Origin of the sequence: Pseudomonas sp. NPDC090592, assembly GCF_044769185.1 — a bacterium.
Classification (GTDB): Bacteria; Pseudomonadota; Gammaproteobacteria; order Pseudomonadales; family Pseudomonadaceae; genus Aquipseudomonas.
Window position 1 is genome coordinate 1 of record NZ_JBIVXJ010000056.1, and the last position, 12487, is coordinate 12487.

Sequence of the window (12487 nt, forward strand, 5' to 3'; positions counted from 1 at the left end):
ATGCTTTTTCATGGTCTCGCCCTCGCTGCCGTTGGCTTCTTCGAACGCCACCGTGGCACTGTGATGCCTCGGCGGGGGCGAGTCCATCGATTACAACAGATTGCGTTAACCAATCGAGCCAGGGTTGAATCAGCGGGCTTTCTGCTTCGCTTCAAGGAAGCTTGCACGCATGTCCTTGGCCCAGCCATCCAGCACCGGCTTGACGTCATTCAGGGTCAGCTTCTGGGTATCGTTCTCCAGCTCCTGGCCCGCACCTTTGCGTACCACCTGGGCGAGTACCTTCTGGCTGCCGCCATCAAGGAACGCCGCCTCCACCCCCACATCCACATCCTGGTCACGGCCACCCGTGGCGGTGTTCACACCAGCCGCGATCAGCGCGATGGGGATCACCTCGTAGGGTTTGAGGCCCTGGTTGCTGGTAGACACTGCAGTAATGGCCGGGCGTACCACGATCACACCCGGGCCAGGACCTTGCGCCAGCGGCATCACGCTGCCGATCTCACGGCGCAGGGCTTCATTGAAGTAGCGAGTGATTTCCCCCAGCGTCTGTTGCGTGATAACCGCCGTCGGCTGTGGCTTGGGGTAGAACTGGCTGGGCTCGATGAACACCTGGCTGTACTGGTTGATATTGACCTTGGGGTCGATCCAGCGCATCACCGGGTCACCCGACGGGCTCTTGGCTTCTTGCAGGCGGCTGTAATCCTTGAGGAAGCCCGAGTAGTCCTTGGGGTCCACGCGATTGCTGGAGCAGGCGGTCACGGCAAGCAATGCTGCGCACAACAGGGTAATGCGAGGCAGTGATTTCATGATGAAGGCGCATCCATGAGAGATCGGCCAGAACAACGCTAGCAGGTGCGTGACAGTTGGCCAGTGGGCGAGTTCAACCCGGGCTGCTGATTCATGAGCAGCGAGCGTTGAATGGTTGAAAAATCCTACAGAGGCTTGGGATCTCACTGGCTTTCATCTGCAGCCACTCTTGGAAAAATATGCCCGTTACGGGTATGTTTGGGATGTGGTTATGGAGATCTTCAAGCGCAAGGATTTTGCGCGTTGGCAGGCCGCTCACAGGCTGAGTGACGCGATGCTCTGTAAGGCAGTAGAGGAAATGTGCCAAGGCTTGGTCGATGCAAGTCTGGGCGGTGAATTGTTCAAGAAGCGTGTGGCAGCGCATTGTGCGGGCAAGCGCAGCGGTTATCGAACCCTGCTCTCTGTTCGTATAGGTAATCGATGTGTTTTCTTGCATGGCTTTGCTAAAAGCGACAAGGCAAATGTCACGCATGAAGAGCAGAAAGCGCTGCGATTCGCGGGTAAGGTCTTTCTGGATTTATCACCCGTAGCGCTTGGTCGAGCGTTGCGCGCAGGTGTGTTGATGGAGGTAGATTGTGAGCAGCAAACTGGTTGAATCGTTACGTGACGACCTTGTCACCCTTCACGAGGCCGGCGCGATCGGCAAAGTCACGCTTCGTGATTACGAAAAGTTGTGCCCGGCGCCGGTCCGAGATTTCAGTGCTCTGGACATACGCCTTTTGCGTGAGACACTCAACTTCAGTCAGCCGGTATTTGCGATGCATCTGCATACCAGCGCTTCGACAGTACGTAAATGGGAACAGGGCGAAACTAGCCCTTCGGGACCGGCCTTGAAACTATTGAATGTGATTAAAAACAAAGGATTGCAGGTTCTTCTTTAAAGTAATTCTGATTTAAACAGCTTCATCAAAATTATGGGTTAGGTGCAGGTACCTTGCGCATCGCAGGCGCGCCCCCCTCCGTAGGCAGCGCGCACGCCCGCACGCTATCAACCGAGCACCTCTCGCAACCGATACCACAGCATCCCCAGGGCCAGCAGCGGTGAACGCAGTGCCTTGCCGCCTGGGAAGGTCAGGTGCGGCACGGCGCTGAACACATCCAGGCCGTGGCTATGGCCGAGGGCGATGCTTTCGGCCAGCAGTTTCGCCGTCCAGTGCGTCACGTTCAGCCCGTGCCCGGAATAGCCCTGGGCGTAATACACGTTCGGGTGCTGGCTCAGGCGCCCGACTTGAGGGAAGCGGTTGGCGGTGATGCCGATCATGCCGCCCCACTGGTAATCGATACGCACATTGGCCAGTTGCGGGAACACCTTCAGCACTTTGGGCCGCATGTAGGCAGCGATGTCCTTGGGGTCACGCCCGGAATAGTGGCAGGCGCCACCAAACAGCAGGCGGCGGTCGGCGGTGAGGCGGTAGTAGTCCAGGCCGACCTTCTGGTCGCACAGCGCCATGTTCTGCGGGATCAAGGTTCGGGCTAGCGCTTCGGGCAAGGGTTCTGTGGCTACCACGTAACTGCCGGCCGGCAGCACCTTGCCGCTCAAGCGGGGCTCCAGCTCATCGAGGTGGGCGTTGCAGCCCAGCACCAGGCTGCCTGCCCTGACTTTGCCGCGAGCCGTGTGCAGGGTCACGCTGGGGCCGTGGTCGATGCGCAGCACCGCGCTTTGCTCGAAAATGCGCACGCCCAGGCCGTATGCCGCGCGGGCTTCGCCCTGAACCAGATCGAGCGGGTGAAGGTGACCCGAGCCCATGTCGACCAGGCCACCGGCGTACTGGTCGCTGGCGACAATCTCGTTCAGTTGTCCGGCAGCGACCAGGCGTGTTTCATGGCGATAGCCCAGGGCCGAAAGTTCGCCCTGTTCATCCTTGAAGGCGGCGAACTGGGCTGCGGTGTTGGCCAGTTCGCAAAAGCCCCAGCGCAGGTCGCAGGCAATGCCATAGCGGGCAATGCGGTTGGCCACCAACTCCACCGAATCGATGCCGGCCTGCTTCAGGTATTGCACCCCCTCCTGGCCGACGTGCCGGGCGAAGCCGCTGACGTCATGGCCGATTCCGCGAATCAGCTGGCCGCCATTGCGCCCGCTGGCGCCCCAGCCGATGCGTCGGCCCTCCAGCAGCACTACCGAAAGGCCGCGTTCGGCGAGCTCCAGGGCAGTATTTACGCCGGTCAGGCCACCGCCGACCACGCAGACGTCTGCCGTAACTTCGCCATCCAGGCAGGGGTAGGGTGCCGCATCGCGTGCCGTGGCGGCATAGTACGAGGCGGCGTGTTGAGCATTGAAAGACATGGGCGTTCTCGACTCAGCGGTTGGACTTGATCTTGCTCCAGGAACGGGTCATGACGCGCATGATCTTGGGGCTGGGGGTGCTGGAGATGTACAGCTTGTCCAACACATCCTGGGGTGGGTAGATCTCGGGGTTGTTTACCAGTGATGCATCCATGTAGGCCTTGGCATCCGGGTTGGCGTTGGCGTAGCCCACCGTCGCGCTGACCTTGGCGATCACCTTGGGGTCGAGCAGGTAGTTGATGAACGCCAGGGCCTGTTCGGGGTTGTTGGCATCCTTGGGAATGGCCAGCAGGTCGAACCACAAGTTGCTGCCTTCCTTGGGAATGCTGTAGGCCACTTTCACGCCGTTCTTGGCTTCTACCGCACGGTTGGCGGCCTGGAACACGTCGCCGGAGTAGCCGAAGGCCACGCAGACATCGCCATTGGCCAGGTCGGAAACGTATTTGGAGGAATGGAAGTACGTGATGTAAGGGCGCAACTCCAGCAGGCGGGCTTCGGCCTTGGCGTAGTCGGCCGGTTTTTCGCTGCGCGGGTCCATGCCCAGGTAGTTGAGCATGGCCGGGAACAGTTCATCGGGCGAGTCCATGAATGCCACGCCACATTGCTTGAGCTTTTTCAGGTTCTCGGGCTCGAACAGCACAGCCCACGAATCGATATGGTCGACGCCTAGCGCTGCCTTGACCTTTTCGACGTTGTAGCCGATGCCATTGGTACCCCACAGGTAGGGCACGGCGTACTGGTTGCCGGGGTCGTTCTGTTCAAGTTGCTTGAGCAGCTTGGGGTCCAGGTGCTGCCAGTTCGGCAGTTTGCTGCGGTCCAGTGGCAGAAAGGCGCCAGCCTGGGCCTGGCGGGCCAGGAAGTGGTTGGAGGGTACCACCACGTCATAGCCGGTGCGCCCGGCCAACAGCTTGCCTTCCAGGGTTTCGTTGGAGTCGAACACGTCATAGACCACCTTGATGCCGCTGCTGGCCTGGAAGTCGGCCAGGGTGGTGTCACCGATGTAGTCGGTCCAGTTGTACACGCTCACCGAAGGGGTGGCGTGGGTAGTGGTGGCGAACAGCAGGGTGAAAGCAGCGGGGATCAGGGCTTGCAGATGACGCATGGGGACACCTCGTTGGTCTTGTTCTTCGAGTTTGGTGTGTTGGCGGGGACTAGTACTCTGTGGGAGCGGGTTCACCCGCGAAGAATGCGACGCGGTGCTGGCACCGGCTTCGCCGGTGTTCGCGGGTGAACCCGCTCCCACAGGTAGTGCGAAGGGTTCAGACGCTCAGCATCAGGAACTCGCGCTCCCACGAGCTGATCACCCGCTTGTAGTTCTCGTGCTCGGCACGTTTGACGGCCACATAGCCCTGAACGAACTGCTTGCCCAGGTACTGCTGCACGGTTTCGCAGTCTTCCATGTGCTGCAGCGCGTCCTCGATGGTGATCGGCAGGCGTAGGTTGCGCCGCTCGTAGGCCCGGCCCTGTACCGGTGCGCTGGGGTCGATCTGCTCGACCATGCCCAGGTAACCGCACAGCAGGCTGGCGGCAATCGCCAGGTACGGGTTGGCATCGGCACCCGGCAGGCGGTTTTCCACGCGCATCGCCTCGGGGCTTGAGGTGGGCACGCGCAGGCCGGCGGTGCGGTTTTCTTCGCCCCACTCGACGTTCACCGGTGCCGAGGTGTCCGGCAGGAAGCGGCGGAACGAGTTGACGTTGGGCGCGAACATCGGCAACAGCTTGGGGATGTATTTCTGCAAGCCACCAATGTGGTGCAGGAACAGCGGGCTCATGCTGCCGTCTTCGTTGGCAAAGATCGGCTTGCCGGTGGCGATGTCGACCACGCTCTGGTGCAGGTGCATGGCACTGCCCGGCTCGTCGGTGATCGGCTTGGCCATGAAGGTGGCGGCCACATTGTGCTTGAGCGCCGCTTCACGCATGGTGCGCTTGAACACGGTGATCTGGTCGGCCAGGTCCAGCGCATCGCCGTGGCGGAAGTTGATCTCCATTTGCGCCGGGCCGTCTTCGTGAATCAGCGTATCCAGGTCCAGGCCCTGGATCTCGCACCAGTCATAGACGTCTTCGAACAGCGGGTCGAATTCGTTGGCGGCGTCAATCGAGAACGACTGGCGGCCACTCTCGGCACGGCCTGAGCGCCCCAACGGTACTTGCAGCGGCAAATCCGGGTCTTCACAGCGCTTGGTCAGGTAGAACTCCATCTCTGGCGCGACGATCGGCTGCCAGCCTTTGTCGGCGTACAGCTTGAGCACTTTCTTCAGCACGTTGCGCGGCGACAGCACGATGGGGTTGCCTTGCTTGTCGAAGGTATCGTGAATCACGATGGCAGTCGGCTCGATCGCCCACGGGATCTGGTACACAGCGCTTGGGTCGGGGCGGCAGACCATGTCGATGTCGGCGGCATCGAGGAGGTTGTAGTAGATGTCATCATCGACGTAGTCACCGGTGACCGTCTGCAGCAGCACGCTTTCTGGCAGGCGCATGCCTCGTTCATGCAGGAACTTGGCAGTGGGTGCGATCTTGCCGCGTGCGATGCCGGTCAGGTCGCTGATCACGCATTCGACTTCGGTGATGCGGTGTTCTTTCAGCCAGGTGTACAGCTGATCGAAGGGGGCGTTCATACAGACCTCTTGGTTGGGTTTTTGTGTGGGAGCGGGCAGCTGTTACAGGGCTTGTCAGGTGAACCGCTTCCCAGGTGACGCGCTGGAGACTATCTTGGTCTCAGCCCCCGGGGCCGATCTATCCATTTTCTTCGGCAAGCAATGCACCAAAAGAGTGCAACTAGGATCTCGCGTGACAACGCCCAATGCGCTGCAAGTCCAGGCCTTCCATACCACCGATGTTTCTGAGCAGGTGCGCGCTACCCCTGGCTGGCAGCAGCACTACCGGCAGATGTCGCCGGGGCATTTCAGCGGTGAGCTTCGCTGGCTGGGGATGGATGGCGTGGAGGTGTATGAGGAGCGGCTCAATACACGGGTCGAGCAGTTTTTTCGAGCGCCGAGCGGCTCACTGGCGTTCTGTTTCGACCGCAGTGAAAACAGCCTGTATCTGCTGAACGAGCAAAGCCGCAATATCTGGATCACCCCAGAGAACTATCAGGAAGTGGCGGTGGTATTCGACCAGGCTTTCCTGGCCCGTCATGGCCTGGACCCGCAACGCCTGGAAGGGTTGTTCATGGTGCCGCTGGGCAGTGGGCAGAACGCGCTGTTCGGCAGTTGGCTCAGCGCCACCTTGACCCGCCTGGGGCAGGCCGATTGCCCACTGCAGGGGCAGGCCCTGGCAGAACAACTGCTGGAGGATTGCCTGTTCATCCTTGATAACGCCAGCCAGCGCCTGGAGGGCGTGGCCCTGGGAAGGCGTGACGAGGAACGGGCGATCATGCGCCGGGTGAGCGAGTGGGCGGCAGATTGCCCGGAGGAGACCTTGAACCTGGTGGAGCTGGCGGAGGTTGCAGGGGTTTCGCTGCGCCAGTTGCAACAGGCGTTTAAGGCATTTACCGGCATGCCACCGGCGCAGTGGTTGCGGTTGCGCCGGTTGAACGGTGCGCATCGTGATCTGTTACGCGATGGCAAGGGCACTGTGGCCGAGGTAGCGATGCGCTGGTCATTCTGGCATTTGGGAAGGTTTTCAGAGAGTTACAAACAGTTGTTCAAGGAGTTTCCCAGCGAGACATTGCGGCGCAACCGGGGTTGAGGTCGGGGTGTGCCCAATGGCCATTTCGCAGGTGAACCTGTACTCGAAAATAAACCGCTAAGTCATTGATATAGCAGGGACCTGTGGGAGCGGGCGAGCCCGCGAACACCGGCAAGGCCGGTGCCATACACCGAGTGGCCTGCTTCGCGGGCATGCCCGCTCCCACAGGTATTCCACAATCAGCGCCGAAAGTTGCTATCGTGCCGGCCTGATTCCAACCGAGGTCACGATGTTCTACCTGCCTTTGCCCAGCGATCAGGCCGACCGCCTGGCCAGTGAGCCCAATAGCGACTTCTTCACCACCGCCAGCGTGCTCGACGCTGCCGCGGTGCTGTTCGTGCAAAACCTACCACGCCAGCCCGCCACCGCATCGGCCGACGCGCAAGAGCGGCGTTTCGCCGAAATCGTGCGCATCGCCAACGAAGTAGAAAGCGCTGCCCCTGGGCGCTTCCAGGGCCAGGTTGCACGCCACTTCGATCGTGAGGCCTTTGCCATGGGCCTGGGCATGCTGGGCGAAAACGGCATTGCGCTTTTATCGGAAGAGGTCGAGTACCAGGCAAACGAGCTTCTGGATGCTGAAGGCCAGTGGAATTTCCAGTTCGCCGACACCTACCGCCAGCGGGCCACGCCGCTGCACCCCGTGTACCTGCCATCGTTGGCCAGCGACCTGATGCTCAGCGACCAGCAGAACCGCTTGCTGCGCGAGTTTCTCAGTGGCATCGACGAGTCGGTGGCAGTGCAAGGCTTCGCCGGTACTGGCAAGACCTTCCTGATTCACCAGTTCGCCCGCCTGCTGGAGCCACAGCGTACGCTGCTGCTGGCACTGACCGAAGGCCAGTTGCGTGCCCTGAAGGCGCGGGTGAAGGACGCTGCGGCCTACACCGCACTGACGTTTGGCCAGCTGGCCGACGAATTGCTGAACCGCGACCTTACCGGCAACGGCTGGCGCCTGCGCGACCCCTATCGCACCAAGCTGTCGTGGCGCCCGCAGGACGCGCAAGTGGTGCGCTGGTTGGCCATCCCCGACATCGGCCCGCTTGCCGCGCGTGATGTGGTTGCCTTGTGCGTCCGCGCCGTGCGCACGTTTTGCCACAGCGCCGACACTCAGTTGCAATTGCACCATCTACCTTGGGCCGGGCCTGGTACCTCACCGCTGGACCAGGAAGTGCTGTTGGAAAAAGCGCGGTTGTACTGGCAAGAGCTGATTCGCCCGTCTACACGGGAAATCCAGTTGCCGGTGCGTGACTACCACCGGGTCAAACTGCTGTCGTTGACAGGCTATGTGATCGACAGCCGCTATACCCACGTGATCGTCGACGAGGCCCACGAGCTGTCGGCACCCATGCTTGCCGTGCTGGACCGCAGCCCGCAGTCGATCATTGCGTTGGGTGACGAGCTGCAGAACCTCAATGGTCTCAGCCCACACCATGGCAGCTTTATCCGCCAACGCTGCATCGACCACTCCCTGCGTGCGGGGCCCGCGATGGACAATGTGCTCAACCCACTGATCCAGGCGCACCCGGCTGCGATCCAGGCGGCGTTCAGTGGCAGTGCCGAGCACTACACCCGGGTCAGTTTTTTCGATGCAGTGACGGTGCCAGAGCAACCCACGGCGCTGATTGTCGATGACGAATGGGGCCTGTTCGGCTGGTTCCAGCGCCTGACGCACCAAGGCGTGCCGTTCATTTTGCTGAAAAGCGCACGCAAGGACTTCGAGTTGTTTGTCGAGGACTGCATCGAGCTCTATCGCTACGGCACCCGGCCGCGTCACCCGATGCTGTTCCGCTATGCCAGTTGGCAGGCGCTGGAGCAGGACAAGGGGGATGACAAAGCCTTCCTTGCCGTGGCCAACATGCTGCGCAAAGGTTATACGCCGGAGCATTTTGCCAAAGCCAAGAGTCGCTACCGTTGGGACAAGGCGCCCAAACTGTTTCTCGGCCGGGTGCGCGATGTAAAGAACATGGAGTTCGCCCGGGTGATGGTGTCGCCGGAGCTGATGGTGACGCCGCAGGTGGCGGGTAACCGCAATGAACGGGCGCGGATGCTGGCGGGGCTGTATACCGCGTGTTCGCGGGCACGGCATGAGCTGATCGTGCCGGGGGGGATGCTGGACTGGGTCAAGGACCAGGTCAGGGATTGATATTTTGGGGGCCGCTCTGCGGCCCTTCGCGGGCACGCCCGCTCCCACAGGATTGTGCATTACCCTGTGGGAGCGGGCGTGCCCGCGAAGGGCTGCAAAGCAGCCCCAGATTGTCAATCAGTTACGGTCCAGCCACACCGTCTGGGCATTGGTGAACTCGCGCACCCCGAAGTGCGACAACTCACGCCCGAAACCGCTCTTCTTCACCCCACCGAACGCCACGCGGGGGTCGGACGCGCAGTAGCCGTTGATGAACACGCCACCGGTATCCAGTGCTTCGGTCATGCGCTCGGCCAGCGCATAGTCGGCGGTGTAGATGGTCGAGGCCAGGCCAAACTCGCTGTCGTTGGCCAGCTCCACCGCATGGTCGGCATCACGGGCAGTGATGATCGCCGCTACCGGGCCAAACAGCTCTTGCTTGAACGCGGTCATGTCCGGGGTCACATTGGCGAACACGGTCGGCGCGTAGAAGTTGCCTACGCCCTCGACCTTGTTGCCGCCCAGCAGCAGGGTGGCGCCCTCGGCGAGGGTTGCCTGCACCTGGCCATCCAGCTCGTCACGCAGGTCGTAGCGGGCCATCGGGCCAATGTAGGTTGCGTCGTCCAGCGGGTTGCCGACTTTCAGCTCGCGAGTGGCTTCTACAAACTTGCGCGTGAACTCCTCGACAATGCTTTGCTCCACGATCAGGCGCTTGGCCGCAGCACAGACCTGGCCGGTGTTCTGGTAGCGGCCGATGACCGCAGCCTTGACGGCGGCATCCAGGTCGGCGTCGGCCAGCACGATGAACGGGTCTGAACCGCCAAGCTCCAGCACGCATTTTTTCAGCGCAGCACCGGCCTGGGCACCAATTGCCATGCCTGCACGCACGCTACCGGTCAGGGTCACGGCGGCGATGCGCGGGTCGTTGATGGCGCGGGTGACGCCGTCCGGCGTCACGTTCAGCACTTCGAACACGCCTTCCGGCAGGCCGGCATCCTTGAACAGTTCGCCCAGCAGGTAGGCGCTACCCATCACGTTGGGCGCATGCTTGAGCACATAGGTGTTACCCGCCAGGATTGCCGGTACGGCGCCACGCAACACTTGCCAGACCGGGAAGTTCCACGGCATCACGGCCAGGATCGGGCCAAGCGGGCGGTATTCGATACGGGCTTTTTCAACCTGGGTCGGTTCCGCTGCCAGCATGGCCGGGCCGTGCTCGGCATACCAGCGGCACAGGCCGACGCACTTGCTGACCTCACCGCGGGCCTGGGCGATCGGCTTGCCGATTTCGCGGCTGATCATCTGGGCAAAAGCTTCGGCCTTGTTTTCGAGGGTGCTGGCCAGGGCGAGCAGGTACTCGCTGCGCTCACCCAGTGACACCTGGCGCCACTGGCGGTAGCCAACCTTGGCACGTTGCAGCGCCGCTTCCAGTGCGGCGTCGGTATCGAACGGGTAGGCGCCGATCTGCTCGCCGCTGTACGGGTCGAGGGAGATGGCGTGGGTCAGGCTGCTGATCGCGCTCATGGCGGACACTCTCGTTGTTGTTAATCAGTGACGCCAGACTAGTGGGCTATGGCTTTAATGAAAACTGAATAATAATGAGCGAAACATTCACGTTTGGAGAAAGGCTGTGGACCTGGTGCAACTGGAGATCTTCAAGGCCGTGGCAGAGCAGGGCAGCATCAGCGCCGCCGCGCAGCACATTCATCGGGTGCCGTCGAACCTGACCACGCGTATCAAGCAGTTGGAAGAAGACCTGGGCGTCGAACTGTTCATTCGCGAAAAAAGCCGCCTGCGCCTGTCTCCTGCCGGCTGGAATTTTCTTGAATACACCCGGCGCATCCTCGATCTGGTGCAGGAGGCACGGCTGGCCGTGGCCGGTGAAGACCCGCAGGGCACTTTCGCCCTTGGTTCGCTGGAGAGCACGGCAGCCGTACGCATCCCGGCCTTGCTGGCGGCGTATAACCAGCGCTACCCGAAAGTTGACCTGGACCTGTCTACCGGGCCCTCGGGGACGATGCTTGAAGGTGTGTTGTCGGGTCGCCTGGTAGCGGCCTTTGTCGATGGCCCGGTGCTGCACCCGACATTGGAGGGCATGCCAGTGTTCGAGGAGGAGATGATGGTGATCGCGCCACTCAACCACGCGCCAGTCACCCGCGCCCAGGATGTGAACGGGGAGAGCATCTACGCCTTCCGCGCCAACTGCTCCTATCGCCATCACTTCGAAAACTGGTTCGTGAAGGACCAGGCGGTGCCGGGCAAGATTCACGAGATGGAGTCGTACCACGGCATGTTGGCCTGCGTCAGCGCTGGTGCAGGCCTGGCCATGATGCCGCGCAGCATGCTCGACAACATGCCCGGGTGCAGCACAGTCAGTGCCTGGCCGATGTCGGAGGATTTCCGCTACCTGAAAACCTGGCTGGTGTGGCGACGGGGCACGGTATCGCGCAGCTTGAGCATGTTCGTGAAACTGCTTGAGGAAGCCAGTGCAACATCTTGATTTTAAAGTTCGATTGAAGCATTAGTGCCATCTGTCACGAGCCTGACCACGTACTAATCAGAATACCGTTGCGCCTGAAGGATCAGATAGTAGGTAAGCCATCCTCGAAACACATGTGCGCTTGTCGGGCGCAGTACCTGAGCCAGCCCATCCAGACTCCTCCTGAGCAAGCGAATTAGCCAATAGTGGCAATTCACTTTCAACTTTCTGATTATCTGGACAATAATCAAAAAACTATTACTTCGTGTGACCGGGCTGGATGCGCCGGTCACTCAATAAAATCGAGGGGCCTGAGCCCCCGCTTGCCGTGTAGACTATCAGGAGAGTCGTTGATGAAAACCCGTCTAGCAGCATCGCTGGCCGCTGCAGTGCTGGCCTTTGCAGGGGCCAACCTGGCCCAGGCCGCGCAGGTGTCCGGTGCCGTTGGCGCCACTGGCCAGGGCGACATGACTTACCGTATTGGCATGTCGTTCGACTGGGACAAGAAGTGGCTGGAGAGCAGCACCGGTTATCTGACCGGTTATTGGGATGCGGCCTACACCTACTGGGAGGGCGGTGAAGCCAGTGGTGCGCATTCGTTATCCTTCAGCCCGGTGTTTACCTACGAGTTCAGTGGTTTCACCTATACCCCGTACATCGAGGCGGGTATTGGCCTGGCGGCGTTTTCCAAGACCGATGTGGGCGACCAGCGCATGGGTTCGGCCGTGAACTTCGAAGACCGCATCGGCTTTGGCCTGAAGTTGCCGGGAGAGCAGAAGGTAGGGATCCGTGCGATGCATTATTCCAATGCGGGGATCAAGCAGCCCAACGACGGGATCGAGTCGTACTCGCTGTTCTACAGTAAAGGTTTCTGAAGCTGGGGGCCGCACGGCGGCCCCAACCATTCAGAATGTGTAAGAAACCCCAGCCCGCACTGTCCGAGGTGCCCCAGGGTAGGCGTAAAGGTTGAACGCCCCCTCGTCGTACTCTTTGTTGAACACGTTCTTCACGTTCAGGTTCAGGCGTACGTGTTCGTTGACCTTGTAGAAAGCCAGCAGGTCAACCACGGTGTACTGGTCCATGTTGTAGGTGACCGCCTCGGTCTGGC

12 protein-coding genes are annotated in these 12487 nt (G+C 61.0%); 6 read left to right on the forward strand and 6 right to left on the reverse strand.

The window, feature by feature from the left end; all coding sequences use genetic code 11:
• Nucleotides 1-129: 129 nt before the first annotated feature.
• On the reverse strand, nt 130-807 hold the full coding sequence (locus tag ACIQUI_RS28090) for a DUF3313 domain-containing protein (protein WP_403204273.1): 678 nt from the start codon (nt 805-807) through the stop codon (nt 130-132).
• Nucleotides 808-1018: 211 nt separating this feature from the next.
• Between ACIQUI_RS28090 and ACIQUI_RS28095 the strand changes: the two genes are divergently transcribed.
• Nucleotides 1019-1402: a type II toxin-antitoxin system RelE/ParE family toxin gene (locus ACIQUI_RS28095; protein ID WP_403204295.1), complete on the forward strand. Its 384-nt coding sequence runs from the start codon at nt 1019-1021 to the stop codon at nt 1400-1402.
• On the forward strand, nt 1383-1688 hold the full coding sequence (locus ACIQUI_RS28100) for a helix-turn-helix domain-containing protein (RefSeq protein WP_403204275.1): 306 nt from the start codon (nt 1383-1385) through the stop codon (nt 1686-1688). Before ACIQUI_RS28095 ends, ACIQUI_RS28100 begins: the two co-directional genes overlap by 20 nt.
• A 107-nt stretch (nt 1689-1795) precedes the next feature.
• On the opposite strand, the gene ACIQUI_RS28105 is transcribed toward ACIQUI_RS28100, so the two are convergent.
• The 3 genes from ACIQUI_RS28105 to ACIQUI_RS28115 all read right to left on the reverse strand — a co-directional run bounded on the left by ACIQUI_RS28105 (nt 1796) and on the right by ACIQUI_RS28115 (nt 5709).
• Nucleotides 1796-3091, reverse strand: a complete 1296-nt coding sequence (locus ACIQUI_RS28105) for an NAD(P)/FAD-dependent oxidoreductase (RefSeq protein ID WP_403204277.1) — start codon at nt 3089-3091, stop codon at nt 1796-1798.
• Nucleotides 3092-3104: 13 nt separating this feature from the next.
• Nucleotides 3105-4193: a polyamine ABC transporter substrate-binding protein gene (locus ACIQUI_RS28110; RefSeq protein ID WP_403204279.1), complete on the reverse strand. Its 1089-nt coding sequence runs from the start codon at nt 4191-4193 to the stop codon at nt 3105-3107.
• Nucleotides 4194-4350: 157 nt separating this feature from the next.
• Nucleotides 4351-5709: a glutamine synthetase family protein gene (locus tag ACIQUI_RS28115; protein ID WP_403204281.1), complete on the reverse strand. Its 1359-nt coding sequence runs from the start codon at nt 5707-5709 to the stop codon at nt 4351-4353.
• 172 nt (nt 5710-5881) lie between these two features.
• Here ACIQUI_RS28115 and ACIQUI_RS28120 point away from each other — a divergent pair, with 172 nt between their 5' ends.
• Both ACIQUI_RS28120 and ACIQUI_RS28125 read left to right on the forward strand, forming a co-directional pair.
• Nucleotides 5882-6781: a helix-turn-helix domain-containing protein gene (locus ACIQUI_RS28120; protein ID WP_403204283.1), complete on the forward strand. Its 900-nt coding sequence runs from the start codon at nt 5882-5884 to the stop codon at nt 6779-6781.
• 229 nt (nt 6782-7010) lie between these two features.
• Nucleotides 7011-8921 carry a hypothetical protein gene (locus ACIQUI_RS28125; protein WP_403204285.1) on the forward strand — a complete coding sequence of 637 codons (1911 nt, stop codon included), beginning with the start codon at nt 7011-7013 and terminating at the stop codon, nt 8919-8921.
• Nucleotides 8922-9038: 117 nt separating this feature from the next.
• On the opposite strand, the gene ACIQUI_RS28130 is transcribed toward ACIQUI_RS28125, so the two are convergent.
• On the reverse strand, nt 9039-10424 hold the full coding sequence (locus ACIQUI_RS28130; RefSeq protein ID WP_403204287.1) for an aldehyde dehydrogenase family protein: 1386 nt from the start codon (nt 10422-10424) through the stop codon (nt 9039-9041).
• Nucleotides 10425-10530: 106 nt separating this feature from the next.
• Here ACIQUI_RS28130 and ACIQUI_RS28135 point away from each other — a divergent pair, with 106 nt between their 5' ends.
• Together ACIQUI_RS28135 and ACIQUI_RS28140 are read left to right on the forward strand one after the other, a co-directional pair.
• Nucleotides 10531-11400: a LysR family transcriptional regulator gene (locus tag ACIQUI_RS28135; protein ID WP_403204289.1), complete on the forward strand. Its 870-nt coding sequence runs from the start codon at nt 10531-10533 to the stop codon at nt 11398-11400.
• Nucleotides 11401-11732: 332 nt separating this feature from the next.
• Nucleotides 11733-12254: an acyloxyacyl hydrolase gene (locus ACIQUI_RS28140; protein ID WP_322363014.1), complete on the forward strand. Its 522-nt coding sequence runs from the start codon at nt 11733-11735 to the stop codon at nt 12252-12254.
• A 30-nt stretch (nt 12255-12284) separates the two neighbouring features.
• Here ACIQUI_RS28140 and ACIQUI_RS28145 read toward each other — a convergent pair.
• The coding region (locus ACIQUI_RS28145) for a hypothetical protein (RefSeq protein WP_403204292.1) at nt 12285-12487 on the reverse strand (203 nt) is incomplete at its 5' end.

What these genes read in the sequence shown, in the direction of transcription:
- ACIQUI_RS28090 (WP_403204273.1), bottom strand. Translation starts at nt 807, where the DNA reads ATGAAATCACTGCCTCGCATTACCCTGTTGTGCGCAGCATTGCTTGCC.
- ACIQUI_RS28095 (WP_403204295.1), top strand. Translation starts at nt 1,019, where the DNA reads ATGGAGATCTTCAAGCGCAAGGATTTTGCGCGTTGGCAGGCCGCTCAC.
- ACIQUI_RS28105 (WP_403204277.1), bottom strand. Translation starts at nt 3,091, where the DNA reads ATGTCTTTCAATGCTCAACACGCCGCCTCGTACTATGCCGCCACGGCA.
- ACIQUI_RS28110 (WP_403204279.1), bottom strand. Translation starts at nt 4,193, where the DNA reads ATGCGTCATCTGCAAGCCCTGATCCCCGCTGCTTTCACCCTGCTGTTC.
- ACIQUI_RS28115 (WP_403204281.1), bottom strand. Translation starts at nt 5,709, where the DNA reads ATGAACGCCCCCTTCGATCAGCTGTACACCTGGCTGAAAGAACACCGC.
- ACIQUI_RS28125 (WP_403204285.1), top strand. Translation starts at nt 7,011, where the DNA reads ATGTTCTACCTGCCTTTGCCCAGCGATCAGGCCGACCGCCTGGCCAGT.
- ACIQUI_RS28130 (WP_403204287.1), bottom strand. Translation starts at nt 10,424, where the DNA reads ATGAGCGCGATCAGCAGCCTGACCCACGCCATCTCCCTCGACCCGTAC.
- ACIQUI_RS28140 (WP_322363014.1), top strand. Translation starts at nt 11,733, where the DNA reads ATGAAAACCCGTCTAGCAGCATCGCTGGCCGCTGCAGTGCTGGCCTTT.